Annotated in this window: 16 protein-coding genes and 7 tRNA genes; 17 read left to right on the forward strand and 6 right to left on the reverse strand. The window is 54.9% G+C overall.

The window, feature by feature from the left end; all coding sequences use genetic code 11:
- Positions 1–16 precede the first annotated feature (16 nt).
- From PYR66_16570 to PYR66_16585, 4 genes are read right to left on the reverse strand one after another with little or no spacing between them, the layout of a single operon-like run.
- Entirely contained in the window at positions 17–1,462 is a 1,446-nt protein-coding gene (locus PYR66_16570; protein ID WEF26911.1) for an NAD-dependent succinate-semialdehyde dehydrogenase, read from the reverse strand.
- Positions 1,459–2,502, reverse strand: a complete 1,044-nt coding sequence (locus PYR66_16575) for an aldo/keto reductase (GenBank protein WEF26912.1) — start codon at positions 2,500–2,502, stop codon at positions 1,459–1,461. The genes PYR66_16570 and PYR66_16575 overlap by 4 nt, the downstream gene beginning before the upstream one ends.
- A gap of 11 nt (positions 2,503–2,513) precedes the next feature.
- The gene (gene fae / locus PYR66_16580) at positions 2,514–3,017 is read right to left on the reverse strand and encodes a formaldehyde-activating enzyme (GenBank protein ID WEF26913.1); all 504 of its coding nucleotides are present in this window, start codon (positions 3,015–3,017) and stop codon (positions 2,514–2,516) included.
- 20 nt (positions 3,018–3,037) lie between these two features.
- Complete coding sequence (locus PYR66_16585) at positions 3,038–4,399, reverse strand: MFS transporter (GenBank protein WEF26914.1); 1,362 nt, start codon at positions 4,397–4,399, stop codon at positions 3,038–3,040.
- Positions 4,400–4,632: 233 nt separating this feature from the next.
- On the opposite strand from PYR66_16585, the gene PYR66_16590 reads away from it, so the two are divergent.
- Positions 4,633–5,547: a LysR substrate-binding domain-containing protein gene (locus PYR66_16590; protein WEF26915.1), complete on the forward strand. Its 915-nt coding sequence runs from the start codon at positions 4,633–4,635 to the stop codon at positions 5,545–5,547.
- Positions 5,548–5,610: 63 nt separating this feature from the next.
- On the opposite strand, the gene nagE is transcribed toward PYR66_16590, so the two are convergent.
- Positions 5,611–7,563, reverse strand: coding sequence for a PTS N-acetyl glucosamine transporter subunit IIABC (gene nagE, locus PYR66_16595; GenBank protein WEF26916.1), 1,953 nt, complete (start codon positions 7,561–7,563; stop codon positions 5,611–5,613).
- Positions 7,564–7,878: 315 nt separating this feature from the next.
- On the opposite strand from nagE, the gene nagB reads away from it, so the two are divergent.
- From nagB to PYR66_16655, 12 genes are all read left to right on the forward strand, one after another.
- Positions 7,879–8,679, forward strand: a complete 801-nt coding sequence (gene nagB, locus PYR66_16600; protein ID WEF26917.1) for a glucosamine-6-phosphate deaminase — start codon at positions 7,879–7,881, stop codon at positions 8,677–8,679.
- 57 nt (positions 8,680–8,736) lie between these two features.
- Entirely contained in the window at positions 8,737–9,885 is a 1,149-nt protein-coding gene (gene nagA, locus PYR66_16605; protein WEF26918.1) for an N-acetylglucosamine-6-phosphate deacetylase, read from the forward strand.
- 8 nt (positions 9,886–9,893) lie between these two features.
- On the forward strand, positions 9,894–11,114 hold the full coding sequence (locus PYR66_16610; protein ID WEF26919.1) for an ROK family transcriptional regulator: 1,221 nt from the start codon (positions 9,894–9,896) through the stop codon (positions 11,112–11,114).
- Between the two features lie 45 nt (positions 11,115–11,159).
- Positions 11,160–11,912 carry an HAD-IIA family hydrolase gene (locus PYR66_16615; protein ID WEF26920.1) on the forward strand — a complete coding sequence of 251 codons (753 nt, stop codon included), beginning with the start codon at positions 11,160–11,162 and terminating at the stop codon, positions 11,910–11,912.
- A gap of 280 nt (positions 11,913–12,192) precedes the next feature.
- Positions 12,193–13,857 (forward strand): asparagine synthase B, encoded by a 1,665-nt coding sequence (gene asnB, locus PYR66_16620; protein WEF26921.1) that lies wholly within the window; start codon positions 12,193–12,195, stop codon positions 13,855–13,857.
- Positions 13,858–14,081: 224 nt separating this feature from the next.
- Positions 14,082–14,158: transfer RNA gene (locus PYR66_16625), tRNA-Met, on the forward strand.
- Between the two features lie 8 nt (positions 14,159–14,166).
- Positions 14,167–14,251 (forward strand) — tRNA-Leu (locus PYR66_16630).
- A 23-nt stretch (positions 14,252–14,274) separates the two neighbouring features.
- A tRNA-Gln gene (locus PYR66_16635) sits at positions 14,275–14,349 on the forward strand.
- 36 nt (positions 14,350–14,385) lie between these two features.
- Positions 14,386–14,460 (forward strand) — tRNA-Gln (locus tag PYR66_16640).
- Between the two features lie 23 nt (positions 14,461–14,483).
- Positions 14,484–14,560: transfer RNA gene (locus tag PYR66_16645), tRNA-Met, on the forward strand.
- A gap of 46 nt (positions 14,561–14,606) precedes the next feature.
- Positions 14,607–14,681: transfer RNA gene (locus PYR66_16650), tRNA-Gln, on the forward strand.
- 35 nt (positions 14,682–14,716) lie between these two features.
- A tRNA-Gln gene (locus PYR66_16655) sits at positions 14,717–14,791 on the forward strand.
- Between the two features lie 112 nt (positions 14,792–14,903).
- Here the strand turns inward: PYR66_16655 and ubiF are convergent.
- Positions 14,904–16,079 (reverse strand): 3-demethoxyubiquinol 3-hydroxylase, encoded by a 1,176-nt coding sequence (ubiF, locus tag PYR66_16660; protein WEF26922.1) that lies wholly within the window; start codon positions 16,077–16,079, stop codon positions 14,904–14,906.
- A 183-nt stretch (positions 16,080–16,262) separates the two neighbouring features.
- Between ubiF and miaB the strand changes: the two genes are divergently transcribed.
- From miaB to corC, 4 genes are all read left to right on the forward strand, one after another.
- A complete protein-coding gene (gene miaB, locus PYR66_16665) occupies positions 16,263–17,687 on the forward strand; it encodes a tRNA (N6-isopentenyl adenosine(37)-C2)-methylthiotransferase MiaB (GenBank protein ID WEF26923.1) in 1,425 nt (474 codons plus the stop codon).
- A gap of 156 nt (positions 17,688–17,843) precedes the next feature.
- Entirely contained in the window at positions 17,844–18,890 is a 1,047-nt protein-coding gene (locus tag PYR66_16670) for a PhoH family protein (GenBank protein ID WEF26924.1), read from the forward strand.
- Positions 18,887–19,354 carry an rRNA maturation RNase YbeY gene (gene ybeY, locus PYR66_16675; GenBank protein WEF26925.1) on the forward strand — a complete coding sequence of 156 codons (468 nt, stop codon included), beginning with the start codon at positions 18,887–18,889 and terminating at the stop codon, positions 19,352–19,354. The genes PYR66_16670 and ybeY overlap by 4 nt, the downstream gene beginning before the upstream one ends.
- 97 nt (positions 19,355–19,451) lie before the next feature.
- Positions 19,452–20,330 (forward strand): CNNM family magnesium/cobalt transport protein CorC, encoded by an 879-nt coding sequence (gene corC / locus PYR66_16680; protein WEF26926.1) that lies wholly within the window; start codon positions 19,452–19,454, stop codon positions 20,328–20,330.
- Positions 20,331–20,334: the final 4 nt, after the last annotated feature.

A 20,334-nucleotide genomic window follows, 5' to 3' on the forward strand; every position in this document is an offset into this window, starting at 1 on the left:
AATAAGCGCGCGATGCTCAAAGCAACTGCCCCAGGTTCAGGTACTTTGTCTCAAGATACTCCTCCAGACCAATATCCGCCCCTTCCCTACCCAAACCGGACTCTTTCACACCGCCAAACGGCGCCACCTCCGTCGAGAGGATCCCTTCATTAACACCGACCATACCGCTTTCCAACTGACGGGCAACGCGGAACGCGCGCGCCAGATCCCGCGTATAGAGATACGCCGCCAGACCATATGGCGTATCGTTCGCCCGAGCGATAACCTCGTTTTCGGAATCAAAACGGAAGCAGGCGGCAACCGGACCAAAGGTTTCTTCCTGGGCGATAAGCATTGCTTCCGTCGCCTCGCCCAACACCGTCGGTTGAAAGAACGATCCGCCAAGAACATGACGTTCGCCGCCGCACAACAATCTCGCGCCTTTATCCAGAGCGTCACGGATATGGGTCTCAACTTTAACGACCGCCTGCGGATGAATGAGCGGCCCCTGCTGTGCTCCCGGGGTCATGCCTGACGATACAACCAGCGCGTTCGCCGCCGCCGTCAGTTTGCTGACAAAGGTATCGTAAATACCGCTCTGCACATAAAAGCGGTTCACGCAGACACAAGTTTGCCCGCTATTGCGGAATTTCGCCGCCATCGCGCCGGCAATCGCCGCATCGACATCCGCATCGTCGAAAATAATCATCGGCGCATTACCGCCCAACTCCAGAGACAGCTTTTTCACCGTGTCCGCGGCCTGGCGCATTAACAATTTTCCCGTCGCGGTGGATCCGGTGAACGATATTTTTCGCACGATGGGACTGGCCATCAACGTTTCGCCGATAGCCTGCGTGTCGCCCGTCACGGCATTCAGTACCCCGGGCGGAACGCCTGCCTGCTCCGCGAGCACCAGCAGCGCAAAAGCCGATAGCGGCGTTTCATTGGCGGGTTTAATGACCGCTGTGCAGCCTGCCGCCAGAGCTGGCCCCAGCTTGCGTGTCAACATCGCCAGAGGGAAATTCCATGGCGTAATGGCGGCGACGACCCCAACCGGTTCTTTGAAGGTCATGATTCGGTTGCCGGATTTCGTTTCCGGGATCGTTTTACCGTAGGCGCGTTTCGCTTCTTCAGCAAACCATTCAATAAAGCTCGCCGCATAGGCTACTTCGCCCATCGCCTCGCTAAGAACCTTGCCTTGTTCCGCCACCACCAGTTCGGCGAGCGCCTGCTGGTTTTCCATTATCAGGTGATACCAACGCTGCAGAATTTTCGCCCGCGCGTTCGCGGTCAGCGCCCGCCAGGTCGTCAGCGCTTGCCCTGCGGCATCAATAGAGCTTAACGTCTCTTGTCTGCCAGCCTGCGCCACCTGGGCGACAACGTCCCCGGAAGCCGGGTTAATTACCGGGTAGCGCGCGTCCAATTCGCGCCACTCTCCCTGGCAATACCACCCCGTTCTGACTAACTCTTGAAAGCGACTCATGCTGTTTTCCTTATATTGACTTCATCAATGAAAATCCCTTGCGCCGGGCGACCATCCCGCGAGATCCGTTTACCCGCGGTATAATCATTAATCACATCGCATGGCGTATAGTTGCGCTCCAGCTCAAAACGTTCTTCGTCGCTAAGCCAGGTTTCCATTGCCGCAATGGCGCAGTCAATTTGATTGGCGGTATCCGCGCCAACCAGCATGCAGTCAACCCCAGGATGATTCAGTACCCAGGATTGCGCTACCTGCGCCGGCGACACCCCACGCAGGGCTGCGACCCGACTCACGGATTGCGCGATTTGCACCGAGGCGCTGTCGGCATACATTTCCTGGGTGAAAAAGTCGGTTTTATTGCGGGTTGAGTTAAAATCACAGCTCAACAACCCGCGCGCCAGCGGACTGAACACGGAGACGCCCAACCCTTGATCGCGACAAAACGGGATCATTTCGCGTTCTTCTTCTCGATAAGCGCAATTCAACTGCAGCTGCATATTGATCGGCCGCGTAAAGCCATTACGCTCGCAGCACCAGAGGATTTTTGCCAGCTGCCAGGTGTACATCGTGGACACGCCGACATAACGCGCTTTACCGGCGCGGACGATCGCATCCATCGCCGCCCAGGTCTCCTCAACGGGAGTATTCACGTCAAAATAGTGCAGCATATAGACATCAACATAGTCGGTGCCAAGGCGTCGCAGGCTGGCATCAATACTGTCCATAATATGCTTGCGCGAGTGTCCCTGGTTATTCACTCCGCCGCCGATGGGATAACCCACTTTTGTGGTTAACACCAGCTCATCACGTTTCGCAATACGGGAAACGATCCGGCCTACCACCTCTTCCCCGGCGCCGCTGGAGTAAAAGTCCGCCAGGTCGATAAAGTTAATGCCGCTTTCGAGTGCATGACGGATTAGCGGCTCGCTTTGCGCCTCATCGAAAATCCACGGTTTCCATTGCTTGCTCCCCATGTTCATGGTTCCCAGGCACAAACGCGATACCTTCAAACCACTCTGGCCAAGATGTATATATTGCATGGTAAAACTCCTCAGGCTTTCGGGGTGTAGAATGGATTGCTCGGCTGCGTCACCACATCGGCGATCTCGCTGCGCGCGGGCAGACGGTTCATCGCGGCATAAATCGCATTGCGACAGGCGCGATAGTTATTGCGATACACCTCGTCCAGATCGTCACAACCAGGGTTGACCCAATTCGCCGTCACGATGCACCATTCATCTTCCGCCTGCGGCGGTAAAATGCCCTCCAGCAGTGATTCAGTTACCGCTTTGGCGATGGCTGCCTGCGAAGCGCCCCAGGTCGCGTTAGCGTGGACTTCGCCCTGAATTTCGGCCTTATTGACGTAAAGGGTCATCGGCTTTGCCGGAATATTCGGTTTAATCACGACCATAAACGGGCAGTGTCCCTGGCTTGGCGATGCCAGACTTGTGGAAAAGGCCTGACCAACCACGCCGCTGCGCGGGCCAATCATGATGTTGATATGTGAGGCGTTAATGCCGCTGCCTTCAAAACCTTCGCCGATATACATTTCCATGAATAACTCCTTCAACATTGTTATTTAGCCGGAATCGCCGCGCGTGATCCCGCGTGTTTTTTTGGGTCATGGGCGGCATCAACCAGGGTTAACCCTTTGGTTTCAGGCGCCCAGGCCAGGGAGACGATGGTGCCGAGAACCAAAACCAGCGCCAGAATGCCGATGGTGACAGACAGACCAAAATGCACGATACACAGGGGTAAAAAGGCGGTACCGATAGCCGATCCCAGTCGGCTCATTGATGTGGCGAATCCCACCCCCATCGAACGGACTTCTGTTGGAAAACTCTCTGCGGGGAAGACGCCAACGAGATTGCTCACCGCCGACATCACCAGGGTAAAGGCTGCAAAAAGCACAATAATCAACCCGGTATGATGCGCGGATAAGAGGCTCATCAGAGTCAGACAGACGGCGAGGAATATAAATGCGCCGATTAAAAAGCCCCGCCGCGAGCACACCGCCGTCAGGACGATGCCGAGTATGGCGCCGACAATCAGCAGGCCATTCAGCAGGAGATCAGTGCCGAAACTTTGGTCAAGTTTCATCGCCGATAAAATCGATGGTAAGAAGGTGTAAATAGCGAAATAAGGAATAACCAGACAGACAAAAAACAGGCTGTTAAACGCGGTACGGCGGCGATATTTTGGCCCAAACAGCGACATAAACCGCTGACGCGACACCACAATATCTTCATCCACCAGCAGGACATGAGGCCCAAGATGGCGATGCACAATCGCCATCGCCTGTTGACGACGCCCTTTCCCCATCAACCAACGTGGTGATTCCGGCGTGCCAATACGGCACAGAAGAATGATTAATGCCGGCACGGCGGAGGAAGAAAGCAGCCAGCGCCAGGCATCCGGCCCCATATCCGCAAGGAAGTGCCCCGCAAACCCAGCGGCGACATAACCAACCGTCCAGATCACGCTGAACGACCCCAGCAGCACGCCGCGGTGTTTACGTGGTGAAAATTCGGCCAACATGGTATGACCTACCGAGAAGTCGCCCCCTAAACCAATCCCCACCAACACCCGCAGATAGAACAACTGTTCCGGCGTAGTGGCAAAGAATTGCGCGGCGGAAGCCAGCGTGATCACCACAAAACTGAAGCTGAAGATCTTCTGCCGCCCCACATAATCCGAGATCCAGCCCAGCACCAGACTGCCAATAAACAGCCCTATCAGGGCGGAACTGCCCAACATGCCCTCCTGAAACGGCGTAAGCGCCATTTGCGGTTTAATTTGCGCCAGGGCAAAACCAATAACGCCCAGCACATAGCCATCGGTAAAGTGCGCACCAAACGTCAGGCCGGCGATTTTCAAGTGAAAACGGTTGAGTGGAACATCGTCCATCCGTACGGCTTGTTGTGTTAGTTGTTGCATGACTCTTCCTCCCTCAGGAGCTGAGTTTGTTTGTAGGGTATATGTGTTTTTTATGTTTTCTTTCGGTTAACAACATGACAACAAACCCCATGACTGGCGAGCGAGTTCTTGGCATACCCCTATGAGTAAAAAGCATGTGATCGCCTTCTTCTTTCTGATAAATAGTCATAGCCTCATAACAGAGAACTCCACTATTTGGTAACAACAAAGCAACAACCCAAAGGCACCCTATTGTGAGAAAACTGCCATCGCTCAGCGCTCTGCGTATTTTTGAAGAAACCTGCCGCACGCTGAGTTTAAGTAAAGCGGCCCAGACGCTCTGCATTACCCAGAGCGCAGCCAGTCGGCAGGTCAAACATCTGGAGGAGTTTCTTGGCAAATTGCTGTTTGTCCGTCATCACAGCGGCTTACAGCTGACTCAGGACGCTGCGATGCTGCTGCCAATCGTGCGGCAGTCTCTGGATATGCTGGAGGATGGCATTGCCCAGATTCAGCTGCGTAATCCACTGCAACACCTGCGTTTACAGGTCGCCCCGACCTTCGCCACCCGCTGGCTGGCGCCGCGGCTGGTTACTCTTCGCCAGCGCAACAACCAGCTACAAATCGCGCTGGTCAGCGAAACCCGGCAGAAGTATTGCGATTTTGATTGCGCCGTACGCTTTGGCACGCCTCGTCAGGCGCAGCTGCAGGGAGAATGGTTATGTCATGAACGTCTGGTGCTGGTCGCCAGTCCGCTGTTGATGATTAACGGTATTTTCCCTCCCCCAGAAAACCAGCCGCAGCTACATATCCTCAACGGCGACGCCCGGCTGGATAACTGGGAACGTTGGCAGGAAGGCTGCGGACAGGCCAATACCGCGACCTTTGGCGGGCTCGAATTCAGCACCGAGGATCAGGTGATCAATGCCTGCGTAACCGGGGCAGGCTATGCTGTCCTCGACGTGATGATGATCCGCAAAGAGCTTGATGCCGGGTTACTGGTGCAAATCTCGCCATACGAGCTGCAAAGTGAGAACGGTTACTGGCTGGAGACGGCGCCCGGGAAGGAGAACCTGTCACGCATTATCTATTTTCGCGACTGGCTAAAAGCGGAGATTCATCAATTCTGGCTGCAAGAAAACGCCATTCAACTGGAGCAGACGGGATAAAAACCATAAAAAAGCGGCGGAGGTTATTCCTCCGCCGCTGAGGCAAAACTCTACTCAGGAGCCTTACTTGCCTTTAATCTCGAACAGCGGCGTTTGACCGGCGACGACGTTGCCCGTAGCCTGAATCACCAGCGCGCTGTAATCATCGCTGTTGCTGCAGACCACTGGACTTATCATCGAGCGGGCGTTCGCATTGAGGAAGTCCAGATCCATTTCCAGAATCGGCTCGCCCGCTTTCACTTCCGCCCCTTCTTCGACCAGACGTTTAAAGCCTTTACCTTCCAGCGCCACGGTATCGATGCCCATGTGGACGACGATTTCCGCGCCGTTATCCGTCTCGAGGCAGAACGCGTGGTTAGTGTTGAAGATTTTCACCACGGTACCCGCCGCCGGCGCAACAACTATTTTATCCGTCGGTTTCACCGCGATACCGTCGCCGACCGCTTTGCTGGCGAAGGCTTCGTCCGGCACCTGTTCAAGCGCAACCACTTCACCGGTAATCGGGGAAACCAGCGCTTCTACGGTTTTGGCATTCGCGACCGCCTGCGGTTTTGCCACAGTCGCAGCAGCTGGAGCGCTGCCAGTCGATGCAGCCGCTGCGGCAACCGGACCACGGGCAACCACTTTCTTCATCGCGTCGCCAACGGATTCCGCTTTCGCGCCAACAATGACCTGGATGGTTTGTTTATTCAGTTTCACCACGCCGGATGCGCCCAGGCGTTTACATGCTGCGTCGTTAACTTTCGCCGAGTCGACTACGGTCAGACGCAGGCGGGTAATACAGGCATCAATCGCTTTCAGGTTATCGGTACCGCCTACCGCGGCGATGTAGTTTGTCGCCAGCTGAGTCAGACCTTCTTCAGTATTACTGTTGGCTTCTTCAGTGACGACGTCGTCAGTTTGATCTTCACGACCCGGCGTTTTCAGGTTGAACATGCGGATAACCGCGCTGAACAGCAGGAAGTAAACGAAGAAGAACACCACGCCCATCACCAGCAGCATCCAGACGTTTTTGCTGGCTGCCGGCAGGCTGTACATCAACACGTAGTCGATAGCGCCTGCGGAGAAGGAGAAGCCTGCATGGATACCCAGCGCCGTTGCGATGAACAGACTGATACCGGTCAGGATAGCGTGCAGGAGATACAGCAGCGGAGCCAGGAACATGAACAGGAATTCCAGCGGCTCGGTTACACCGGTCAGGAACGCGGTGATCGCAACGGACAGCAGCATACCGCCAACCATCGGACGACGTTCTTTCGGTGCAGCCATGTACATCGCCAATGCCGCGCCCGGCAGACCGAACATCATGATCGGGAAGAAGCCGGACATGAACATCCCCGCGGTGCCGTCACCGGCGTAGAAGCGGTTGATGTCGCCGTGGAAGACCGCGCCGGCCGCGTTGGTGAACTCACCAATCTGGAACCAGGCGATGGTATTCAGGACCTGATGCAGACCGGTCGGGATCAGCAGACGGTTGATAAAACCGAAGATACCGGAACCCAACGCGCCCGCAGAAACGATCCATTCACCACCAGAGTGAATAGCGTGCTGCACCGGCGGCCAGACGTAGCCGAAGATGGCAGCCAGCACCAGACAGAAGAAGCCGGTGGCGATAGGAACGAAACGTTTACCACCGAAGAAGCTCAGGAAGTCTGGCAGTTTAATGCCGGCCCAACGGTTATAAACGGCGCCAGCGACCAGACCGGTAACGATACCCGCCAGGACGCCCATGTTAATTTCCGGGTTGATGGTGACCATGGCTTTGGTCATCACGAAATAACCTACTGCGCCCGCCAGCGCCGCAGAACCCGCGTTATCTTTGGACCAGCTTGACGCGACGCCGATGGCGAAGATCAATGCTAAGTTGTCAAAGATTGCCCCACCCGCTTGCGCGATGAAGGGTACGTTCAGCAGATCTGGTTGCCCGAATCGCAGCAGCAATGCTGCGACCGGCAGCACTGCGATAGGGAGCTGTAATGCCCTACCCAGTCGCTGGAAGAAACCTAAAATATTCATCTTATTCCCCCTATGAGACCCCGATGAGGCTCATTTTCAAAGCCACTTTTTTATTGTGTAACAAGGTCGGTTTTATCACTTACCGGCAAAGTGTGTGAAAAATTAATTCGTATCGCAAATTAAACCAGCATTTTTTGTGACTATAATCACCAAATATCGTATTTACCCCTCCCTTCGACTGGCTAACATCGAAAACTTATTTTATCATTCAAAAAATCAACACGGATTGACCCCGGTCGGCGCAGTTGCTGCAATACTCTTAATAGTATGCTGGCGCCAATCCGCCAGGTTCTAATTTAACTATAGAGGTGAAGAATGAGACTGATTCCCCTGGTAACAGCTGAACAAGTAGGCAAATGGGCTGCCCGTCATATCGTTAACCGCATCAATGCCTTCAAACCGACCGCGGACCGTCCGTTCGTACTGGGTCTGCCTACCGGTGGTACGCCTCTTACCGCTTACAAAGCGCTGGTTGAAATGCATAAAGCAGGCCAGGTTAGCTTCCAGCACGTTGTGACCTTCAACATGGATGAGTACGTCGGTCTGCCGAAAGAGCATCCAGAAAGCTATCATAGCTTCATGCACCGCAATTTCTTTGACCATGTTGATATTCCTGCTGAAAATATCAACCTGCTGAATGGTAATGCGCCGGATATCGATGCAGAATGCCGCCGTTATGAAGAAAAAATCCGTTCTTACGGTAAAATCCACCTGTTCATGGGCGGTGTAGGCAACGATGGCCACATCGCGTTCAACGAGCCGGCTTCTTCACTGGCGTCCCGTACCCGCATTAAAACGCTGACCCATGACACCCGCGTGGCAAACTCTCGCTTCTTCGACGGCGACGTGGATCTGGTGCCGAAATATGCGCTGACCGTTGGCGTGGGCACCCTACTGGATGCCGAAGAAGTGATGATTCTGGTTCTGGGTCACCAGAAAGCGCAGGCGCTGCAGGCGGCGGTAGAAGGTAACGTCAACCACATGTGGACCATTACCTGTCTGCAGCTGCATCCGAAAGCGGTTGTCGTCTGCGACGAGCCGTCCACCATGGAACTGAAAGTGAAGACGCTGAAGTATTTCAACGAATTAGAAGCTGAAAACATCAAAGGTCTGTAATGTAGTCTCGTCCTGCGGTTATCCGCGGGACAATTATTTTTATAACCGGGGGTCGTAATGTATGCATTAACCCAAGGCCGGATTTATACCGGTCATGAAATTCTGGATGACCATGCGGTTGTTATCGCCAATGGCCTTATCGAACGTATTTGTCCGCAGGCAGATTTATCGTCTGACATTGAGCAGCGCTCGGTCAACGGTGCGATAATTGCCCCCGGTTTTATCGACGTCCAACTGAACGGCTGCGGCGGCGTGCAATTCAACGATAGTCCGGATGCGGTCACCGTCGAAACGCTGGAAATTATGCAGAAAGCGAACGAACGTTCCGGCTGCACCAGCTTCCTGCCGACGCTGATTACCTCCAGCGATGACCTGATGAAACAGGGCATCCGCGTGATGCGCGAATACCTGCAAAAATATCCAAACCAGGCGCTGGGTCTGCATCTGGAAGGCCCGTGGCTGAATATCGTTAAGAAAGGCACCCACAACCCCGATTACGTACGCAAACCGGACACCGCCCTGGTTGATGTCCTCTGCGCCAACGCCGATGTGATCACCAAAGTGACCCTCGCCCCTGAGCGTGTCGAACCGGAAGTGATCCGTAAACTGGTCGCCGCCGGGATCGTTGTTTCCGCCGGACACTCCAACGCCACGCTGAAAGAAGCGAAAATCGGCTTCCGCGCCGGTATCACCTTCGCGACCCACCTTTATAATGCCATGCCGTATATTACCGGTCGTGAACCCGGTCTGGCCGGCGCGATTTTCGACGAGCCGGACGTTTACTGCGGTATCATCGTCGACGGGATGCACGTCGATTACGCCAACGTGCGTAACGCCAAGCGTCTGAAAGGCGACAAACTGTGCCTGGTTACCGACGCCACCGCGCCGGCAGGCGCTAATATTGACCAGTTCATTTTTGCTGGTAAAACAATATACTACCGTAATGGACTGTGCGTTGATGAAAACGGCACCCTCAGCGGCTCTTCGCTGACCATGATTGAAGGGGTGCGCAACCTCGTTGAACATTGCGGCGTGGCGCTGGACGAAGTGTTGCGTATGGCGACGCTCTACCCGGCGCGCGCGATTGGCGTGGACAAGCAGCTCGGCAGCATTGCGCCGGGTATGGTCGCTAACCTGACCGCGTTTAGCCGCGATTATAAAATCATCAAGACCATCGTTAATGGTAACGAGGTCGTCACTGAGTAAGTAAAAGTATGACAGCAGGCGGACAAGCTCAAATTGGTAACGTCGATCTGGTAAAACAGCTGAACAGCGCGGCCGTCTATCGGCTGATTGACCAACACGGTCCTATCTCGCGCATTCAGATAGCGGAACAAAGCCAGCTTGCCCCTGCCAGCGTGACTAAAATCACGCGTCAGCTGATTGAGCGCGGACTGATCAAAGAAGTCGATCAGCAGGCCTCCACCGGGGGCCGCCGCGCTATCTCCATCATTGCGGAGACCCGCAATTTCAACGCCATCGGCGTGCGGCTTGGCCGCTATGACGCCACTCTGACCCTCTATGATTTAAGCAGCAAGACGCTGGAAGAAGAACACTTCCCTCTGCCGGAGCGTACCCAGGAGACCCTGGAACACGCCCTGCTGAATATCATCGCCACCTTTATTGACCACTGTCAGCGTAAAATCCGCGAACTGATCGCCATTTCAGTCATCCTGCCGGGGCTAGTCGATCCGGAAAGCGGGGTTATCCGCTATATGCCGCACATTCAGGTGGAGAACTGGGGGCTGGTTGAGGCGCTGGAAAAACGTTTTAACGTTACCTGCTTCGTCGGCCACGATATCCGCAGCCTGGCGCTGGCGGAGCACTATTTTGGCGCAAGTCAGGATTGCGAAGATTCCATTCTGGTGCGCGTCCACCGCGGCACCGGCGCGGGTATTATCTCCAACGGGCGTATTTTTATCGGCCGTAACGGCAACGTCGGCGAGATTGGCCATATCCAGGTAGACCCGCTGGGCGAACGCTGCCACTGCGGCAACTTCGGCTGCCTGGAGACCGTCGCCGCCAACGCCGCGATTGAGCATCGCGTCCGCCATCTGCTGGAACAGGGCTATCAAAGCCGTATCGCGCTCGATGACTGCAATATCAAGACTATCTGCAAAGCGGCGAACAAAGGCGACGCGCTGGCCTGTGAAGTGGTCGAGTATGTCGGCCGCCATCTGGGCAAAACCATCGCCATCGCCATCAACCTGTTTAACCCGCAAAAAGTGGTGATTGCCGGCGAGATCGTCGAAGCGGAAAAAGTGCTGCTGCCAGCGATCGAAGGCTGTATTAACGGCCAGGCGCTGAAGGCGTTTCGCAAAAATCTACCGGTGGTGCGTTCAACGCTGGATCACCGCTCAGCCATCGGCGCCTTTGCGCTGGTCAAACGCGCGATGCTCAACGGCACTCTGCTACAGCATTTGCTGGAAAGTTAATCCAGCTTTATAGTTTTGCCTTTCGTTAATGATGTTGGACTGTCCATGACCATTCAAAACGTAATTTGTGATATCGACGGCGTGCTGATGCACGATAACGTGGCGGTTCCCGGCGCCGCTGAGTTTATCAAACGCATCCTGGATAAAGGCATGCCGCTGGTGATGCTGACCAACTACCCGTCGCAAACCGGGCAGGATTTGGCCAACCGTTTCGCCACTGCGGGCATTGACGCGCCGGACACCGCGTTCTACACCTCAGCCATGGCGACCGCCGATTTTCTGCGCCGCCAGGAAGGGAAAAAGGCCTACGTCGTCGGCGAAGGCGCGCTGATCCACGAACTCTACAAAGCCGGGTTCACCATCACCGACGTTAACCCTGATTTCGTGATCGTTGGCGAGACCCGCTCCTTTAACTGGGAAATGATGCACAAGGCGGCTTTCTTCGTCGCCAACGGCGCGCGCTTTATCGCCACCAACCCGGATACCCACGGTCGCGGCTACTATCCGGCCTGCGGCGCGCTGTGCGCCGGCATCGAGAAAATTTCCGGGCGCAAGCCGTTTTATGTCGGCAAACCGAGTCCGTGGATTATCCGCTCGGCGCTCAATAAAATGCAGGCCCACTCCGAGCAGACGGTAATTGTCGGCGACAACCTACGCACCGATATCCTCGCGGGGTTCCAGGCGGGCCTCGAGACCATTCTGGTGCTTTCTGGCGTCTCGACGCTGGACGATATCGATAGCATGCCGTTCCGCCCCTCGTGGATTTACCCATCGGTCGCTGAAATCGACATTTTCTGAGCCAAAACCACGTCCCTGGACGTGGTTTTTCATTTTCAACCCTGGCAAAAATACATTCATCTAATAAAAACCGCCAATTAGTAAACAATCATCAATAAATCCGCCTGAAACACACTCATTTTTCAACATCTGGCAATCAGGATTGCACTTTTTCTTTTTCAGCGGGCAAACCTCTTGCACCCTTCCTCCCTTTACGGCATTTTCTTTAACAAGCACTGAGGCCTTGCGAGAAGACGAGGTCTGCACAACATCACCACACGACAGGGTAACGGAGAAGGCTATGTGTTCTATTTTTGGCGTACTGGATATTAAAACTGACGCAGGCGAACTGCGTAAAAAGGCTCTGGAACTCTCTCGCCTGATGCGTCACCGCGGCCCGGACTGGTCCGGCGTCTATGCCTGCGATAAAGCCATCCTCGTCCACGAGCGTCTGTCGATCGTCGACGTCAACGCCGGTGCGCAGCCGCTCTACAACCAACAAAAAACCCACGCCCTGGCGGTGAACGGTGAAATCTATAACCACCAGGCGCTACGCGCAGAGTACGGCGAACGCTATCAGTTCCAGACCGGTTCCGACTGTGAAGTGATCCTGGCGCTGTATCAGGAAAAAGGACCAGAGTTCCTTGATGAGTTGCAAGGAATGTTCGCCTTCGCGCTGTACGACAGCGAGAAAGACGCTTATTTAATTGGCCGCGACCCTATCGGTATTATTCCGCTGTACATGGGCCACGACGAACACGGCAACTTCTACGTTGCTTCCGAAATGAAAGCGCTGGTGCCGGTGTGTCGTACCATCAAAGAGTTCCCGGCGGGTAGCTATCTGTGGAGCAAAGATGGCGAAATTCGCCAGTACTATCAGCGCGACTGGTTCGACTACGATGCGGTAAAAGACAACGTAACCGATAAAAACGAACTACGTCAGGCGTTGGAAGAATCAGTGAAAAGCCACCTGATGTCCGATGTCCCTTACGGGGTACTGCTGTCTGGTGGTCTGGATTCTTCCGTTATTTCAGCCATCACCAAGAAATACGCCGCGCGTCGCGTCGAAGATCAGGAACGCAGCGAAGCCTGGTGGCCGCAGCTGCACTCGTTTGCAGTTGGTCTGGAAGGGTCTCCTGACCTGAAAGCCGCGCAGGAAGTGGCTAACCATCTCGGCACCGTACACCACGAAATTCACTTTACCGTGCAGGAAGGGCTGGATGCGATCCGCGACGTTATCTATCACATCGAAACCTACGATGTGACGACCATCCGCGCCTCAACGCCGATGTACCTGATGTCGCGCAAAATTAAAGCCATGGGCATCAAGATGGTGCTCTCCGGCGAAGGTTCCGATGAAGTGTTCGGCGGTTATCTCTACTTCCATAAAGCGCCGAACGCGAAAGAGTTGCACGAAGAGACGGTACGTAAACTGCAGGCGCTGCATATGTTTGACTGCGCCCGCGCCAACAAAGCGATGTCCGCCTGGGGCGTTGAAGCTCGCGTACCGTTCCTCGATAAGAAATTCCTCGACGTGGCGATGCGCATCAACCCGCAGGATAAAATGTGCGGCAACGGCAAAATGGAAAAACACATTCTGCGCGAGTGCTTTGAAGCCTATCTGCCGGCAAGCGTCGCCTGGCGCCAAAAAGAGCAGTTCTCTGACGGCGTGGGTTATAGCTGGATTGATACGCTGAAAGAAGTGGCGGCAAAACAGATTAGCGACCAGCAACTGGAGACGGCAAGCTTCCGCTTCCCGTATAACACCCCAAGCTCAAAAGAGGGCTATCTGTACCGCGAAATCTTCGAAGAGCTATTCCCGCTGCCGAGCGCTGCACAATGCGTACCAGGCGGCCCATCCGTCGCCTGTTCCTCGGCTAAAGCCATCGAGTGGGATGAAGCGTTCAAAACCATGAACGATCCATCAGGACGCGCGGTCGGCGTGCATCAGTCGGCTTATCAATAAGCGATCGGCAAGCGTAACGGACCCAACAGGGTCCGTTTTTTTACCCCGGAATCGACAAATAAAAACGATAAATAATCAATTCTTGCCGATTATTGCAGCATGCTGTTCGCAACCTAACCAAACAGTCACATTCCAACGATTTTACTTGAAAAAGGGGTTGACGCTCGCAGGCCCAATACGCATAATGCGCCCCGCAACGCCGATAAGGTAACGCGAAAAAAGATGGCTACGTAGCTCAGCTGGTTAGAGCACATCACTCATAATGATGGGGTCACAGGTTCGAATCCCGTCGTAGCCACCATCTTTTTTGCGGGAGTGGCGAAATTGGTAGACGCACCAGATTTAGGTTCTGGCGCCGCAAGGTGTGCGAGTTCAAGTCTCGCCTCCCGCACCATTCACCAATCAGCGTTGCACGGATGGGGTATCGCCAAGCGGTAAGGCACCGGTTTTTGATACCGGCATTCCCTGGTTCGAATCCAGGTACCCCAGCCATATTTCTTCGATATTAGCGGTTCACCGCAACGGTATTGGGGTATCGCCAAGCGGTAAGGCACCGGTTTTTGATACCGGCATTCCCTGGTTCGAATCCAGGTACCCCAGCCATCGAAGAAACAGTACTATAATTTGGCTACGTAGCTCAGCTGGTTAGAGCACATCACTCATAATGATGGGGTCACAGGTTCGAATCCCGTCGTAGCCACCATACAAGGGAATTATCGATTCATTTCGATAAATCCAAAAAGAATTGTTGGGGTATCGCCAAGCGGTAAGGCTCTGGTTTCTGATACCAGCATTCCGAGGTTCGAATCCTCGTACCCCAGCCATATTCAAAAGACGTTCACGTGTGAGCGCACCCTGTTGGGGTATCGCCAAGCGGTAAGGCTCTGGTTTCTGATACCAGCATTCCGAGGTTCGAATCCTCGTACCCCAGCCACTAAACAGCAAAAAAGCTCACCTCGGTGGGCTTTTTTGCTTTCTGCGGTTTGCTATTTTCCCGGCACGAGGGCGGTGATAGATTGTCGCCCCCCTCACCGGGAATAAATCGATTACAAACCTAACGCATACTTTAACGCCTGGCGCTTTAACACCCCGGCGCGCTCTGCGGCCATCAGGCCAATGTTGCGCAGCACGCGTACTGGCGCCAGATCGTTGCTGAAACCGGCATAAAACAGATCCATCCCTGACTGCATAATAAAATTATCCGCCCGACGCCGCGCCTGATAGCGCTTCAGCACCGCCAGGCTGGACCAGGCTTCGCCGCGCCCGCGCGCTTCGGTCAAAATATCCAGCAGCGCATCAACGTCGCGATAACCCAGATTCACCCCCTGCCCCGCCAACGGATGAATGGTATGCGCCGCATCGCCAACCAATGCCAGTCCTGGCTGCACATATTGCAACGCATGGCGGCGGGTTAGAGGAAAAGCGCCAGCACTCATTGGCGTCACGCGACCCAACCGCGCCGGAAAGTGCGCGGCAATCTCTTGCTGCAACTGGGGCATCGACATCCCCTGCAGTTGGCGGATTCGTGCCGGCGTGTCATACCACACCAGCGACGCCCAGTGGTCAAACAGCGGCAGGAACGCGCGCGGCCCGCTTGGGGTGAACTGCTGCCAGGTGCTGTCGCCGGGCTCGTCGGCGCACTGCACGCTGATCAACATACAGGATTGTTGATACTGCCAGGCCTGTACGCCAATCCCGGCAAGCTCACGCACTTGAGAGTTGGCGCCGTCCGCGCCGATCGCCAGTCGCGCCGCGCAAATGCCGCCATCGCTCAGACGCAACGTCACGCCCTCTTGTTCGCGCTGCAGCTCGCTTAACGAGACGCCCACTTGCAGAGTGACCTGGTCATGAGCGTCGAGCGCCTGCCATAACGCCCGCTGCAACACATTGTTCTCCACCATATAGCCAAGTTCCGGCAGTTTCAGCTCCGCCGCATTAAAGTCGACGTGCGCGCTTTCCCACTCCCAGGTCTCGAGGCGGCGATAGGCATGCGCGCGCATACCGCGCACCGCCTCCCAGACTCCAAGGCTTTTCAGCAGGCCAACCGACGAGGCGCTGATCGCCGAAATACGCACATCCGGCGCCGCAACGGCATCAAACGCGGGTGGCGCGTTTTTTTCAATCACCGTAACCGAAAACCCGTGTTGCGCCAGCCCCAATGCCAGCGCGCCGCCGACCATTCCGCCGCCGACAATGGCGACATCTGTTGCATGAATTGTCATGGCAATTATCCTTAAACCTGATTTCCTTAAGTTTACCGGATTTTTGCGTCCTTGCGGGGATCATGGTCGTACTGGTCAGGGGGCGGTCAAAGCATTACAATGCTTCCCCTGCGAATGAATTCTAATTCTTAAACTGTACCCGTCTTTCTTTTTGGATATCTACAACTGAGCATGAGCAAGTCGATGACAAAAAAACTCCATATTAAAACCTGGGGCTGTCAGATGAATGAATACGATTCATCAAAGATGGCCGATCTGCTGGATGCCACCCATGGGTATCAACTCACTGAAGTGGCCGAAGAAGCGGACGTGCTGCTGCTCAATACCTGCTCTATTCGCGAGAAGGCGCAGGAAAAAGTGTTCCATCAGCTTGGCCGCTGGAAACTGCTGAAAGCCAAAAAACCTGGCGTCATCATCGGCGTCGGCGGCTGCGTCGCCTCTCAGGAAGGCAAGCTGATTCGCCAACGCGCCCACTATGTTGACATTATTTTTGGCCCACAGACGCTGCATCGTCTGCCGGAAATGATCGATGCGGTACGCAACAACCACAAACCGGTTATTGATGTGAGCTTCCCGGAAATCGAAAAATTCGATCGCCTGCCGGAACCGCGCGCCGAAGGGCCGACCGCCTTCGTTTCCATCATGGAAGGCTGCAACAAATACTGTACCTACTGCGTGGTGCCTTATACCCGCGGTGAAGAAGTCAGCCGTCCTTGCGACGATATTCTGTTTGAAATAGCACAACTGGCGGCGCAGGGCGTACGTGAAGTCAACCTGCTGGGACAGAACGTTAACGCCTGGCGCGGCGAGAACTACGATGGCACAACGGGTAACTTCGCCGATCTGCTGCGCCTGGTCGCCGCCATCGACGGTATCGACCGCATTCGCTTTACCACCAGCCATCCCATTGAGTTTACCGACGATATCATCGACGTGTATCGCGATACGCCGGAGCTGGTGAGCTTCCTGCATCTGCCTGTACAAGCCGGTTCCGACCGCGTGCTGAACCTGATGGGCCGTACCCACACCGTGCTGGAATACAAAGCGATTATTCGCAAACTGCGCGAGGCGCGCCCGGATATCCAGATTAGCTCCGACTTTATCGTCGGCTTCCCTGGTGAAACCAACGATGATTTCGAAAAGACCATGAAGTTGATTGGCGAAGTCAACTTCGACGTCAGCTTCAGCTTTATCTTCTCCGCCCGCCCGGGTACCCCGGCAGCGGATATGGTTGACGATGTCCCGGATGCTGACAAAAAGCAGCGTCTGTATATTCTGCAGGAGCGTATTAACCAGCAGGCGATGGCCTGGAGCCGCCGCATGCTCGGCACCACCCAGCGTATTCTGGTGGAAGGCACCTCGCGCAAGAGCCTGATGGAGCTTTCCGGCCGTACCGAAAACAACCGCGTGGTGAACTTTGAAGGCACCCCGGATATGGTGGGTAAATTCGTCGACGTTGAAATCGTCGATGTCTACACTAACTCTCTGCGCGGCGTCATTGTCCGCACCGAAGACGAGATGGGGCTGCGCGTCGTGGAATCGCCGGAATCGGTCATTGCGCGTACGCGTAAAGAAAACGAGCTGGGTGTTGGCACCTACCAGCCGTAATCCCCGCAGGTCTGCCGATTCCGGCAGGCCTTGCATTTCCCCTCCTCGCCCTTATATCTACAGCAATGCTTGCGCCATATTCCCGTGACGTGAATAATTTCCTTATTAGTCGAATGACTGACGTCATCCGGCAACACACGTAATAAGAGGAACAGTTTGAACATAGAAACCCGTGAAATTACCCTGGAGCCAGCGGATAACGCGCGCCTGTTGGGGCTGTGCGGCCCGTTTGACGACAACATCAAACAGCTGGAGCGCCGGTTAGGCATTGAAATCAACCGCCGCGACAATCACTTCAAACTGACCGGTCGCGCGATTTGCGTGCACGCCGCCGCAGATATCCTGACGAGCCTGTATGTCGATACTGCGCCGATGCGCGGCCAGATTCAGGATATAGAACCGGAACAGATCCACCTGGCCATCAAAGAAGCCCGCGTGCTTGAACAGAGCGCCGAGAGCGTGCCGGATTACGGCAAAGCCATCAATATCAAAACCAAACGCGGGGTGATTAAACCGCGTACTCCGAATCAGGCGCAGTACATCGCCAATATCCTTGACCACGATATTACCTTCGGCGTCGGACCGGCGGGTACCGGTAAAACCTACCTCGCGGTTGCCGCGGCGGTAGATGCCCTGGAACGTCAGGAGATCCGCCGTATTCTGCTCACCCGCCCTGCCGTCGAAGCGGGCGAAAAACTCGGCTTCCTGCCGGGCGATCTGAGCCAGAAAGTCGATCCGTATCTGCGCCCGCTGTACGACGCGCTGTTTGAAATGCTCGGCTTTGAGAAAGTCGAGAAACTGATTGAGCGCAACGTGATTGAAGTCGCGCCGCTGGCCTACATGCGCGGGCGCACGCTGAATGACGCCTTTATCATTCTCGACGAAAGCCAGAACACCACCATCGAACAGATGAAGATGTTCCTGACTCGTATCGGCTTTAACTCGAAAGCGGTTATCACCGGCGACGTCACCCAGATAGACCTGCCGCGCAACACCAAATCCGGCCTGCGCCACGCCATTGAAGTGCTGGCGGAAGTCGATGAAATCAGCTTCAATTTCTTCCATAGCGAAGACGTCGTGCGCCACCCGGTCGTTGCCCGCATCGTCAATGCCTATGAAGCATGGGAAGAAGCAGAACAAAAACGTAAAGCAGAACTGGCCGCCGAGCGTAAACGCGAAGCCCAGGAACAGGAGCAAAAATGAGTCAGGTGATTCTCGATTTACAGCTGGCCTGCGAAGACACCAGCGGTCTACCGGACGAAGCCCTCTTTCAACGCTGGGTGGATGCCGTGATCCCGCAGTTTCAGGAAGAGTCAGAATTAACCATTCGCCTGGTTGACATCGCAGAAAGCCACGAGCTGAACCTGACTTATCGCGGGAAGGATAAACCGACCAACGTGCTCTCCTTCCCGTTCGAAGCCCCGCCGGGAATCGAAATGCCGCTGCTCGGCGATCTGATCATCTGCCGCCAGGTGGTTGAACAAGAAGCCAAAGAACAGGATAAACCGCTGGAAGCCCACTGGGCGCACATGGTGGTACACGGTAGCCTACATCTGTTGGGCTACGATCATATTGAAGACGAAGAAGCGGAAGAAATGGAAGGCCTCGAAACAGAGATAATGCTTGCTCTGGGCTATGAGGATCCGTACATTGCCGAGAAGGAATAACCCGCCGCCGGCTTTGCCGGCGACTGGCCCTCATGCCTGGCGCTGAGTTTACGCGTTTTGAGCAGTAATCAACCAACACGAGAACCCATACGACGCCATGAGCGACGACAATTCACACAGTAGTGACACAGTAAACAGCAAAAAGGGATTCTTCTCCCTCTTACTCAGCCAACTTTTTCACGGTGAGCCGAAAAACCGTGATGAATTATTGGCGCTGATCCGTGACTCCGGGCAGAACGAGCTTATCGATGAAGATACGCGCGACATGCTTGAAGGGGTAATGGATATCGCAGACCAGCGCGTCCGCGATATCATGATCCCGCGCTCGCAGATGATTACCCTGAAACGCAACCAGACTCTGGACGAGTGCCTCGATGTGATCATCGAATCCGCTCACTCGCGTTTCCCGGTCATTAGCGAAGACAAAGATCACATTGAAGGGATTCTGATGGCTAAGGATCTGCTGCCGTTCATGCGCAGCGACGCCGAGGCTTTCAGCATGGAAAAAGTGTTACGCCCGGCGGTTGTCGTGCCTGAAAGCAAGCGGGTTGACCGCATGCTGAAAGAGTTCCGCTCACAACGTTATCATATGGCTATCGTCATCGACGAGTTCGGCGGCGTGTCTGGTCTGGTGACTATCGAGGATATCCTTGAGCTTATCGTCGGCGAGATCGAAGACGAATATGACGAAGAGGAAGATATCGATTTTCGTCAACTCAGCCGTCACACCTGGACGGTGCGCGCGCTGGCGTCGATTGAAGACTTCAACAAGGCCTACGGTACCCACTTTAGCGATGAAGAAGTCGATACCATCGGCGGACTGGTAATGCAGGCCTTCGGTCATCTCCCGGCCCGCGGCGAGTCGATAGACATTGATGGTTACCAATTCAAGGTCGCAATGGCTGACAGCAGACGTATTATTCAGGTCCATGTCAAACTTCCTGATGATGCGCCGCAGCCAAAACTGGAAGACTAATTTT

This window comes from Klebsiella aerogenes (assembly GCA_029027985.1).
Lineage (GTDB): Bacteria > Pseudomonadota > Gammaproteobacteria > Enterobacterales > Enterobacteriaceae > Klebsiella > Klebsiella aerogenes_A.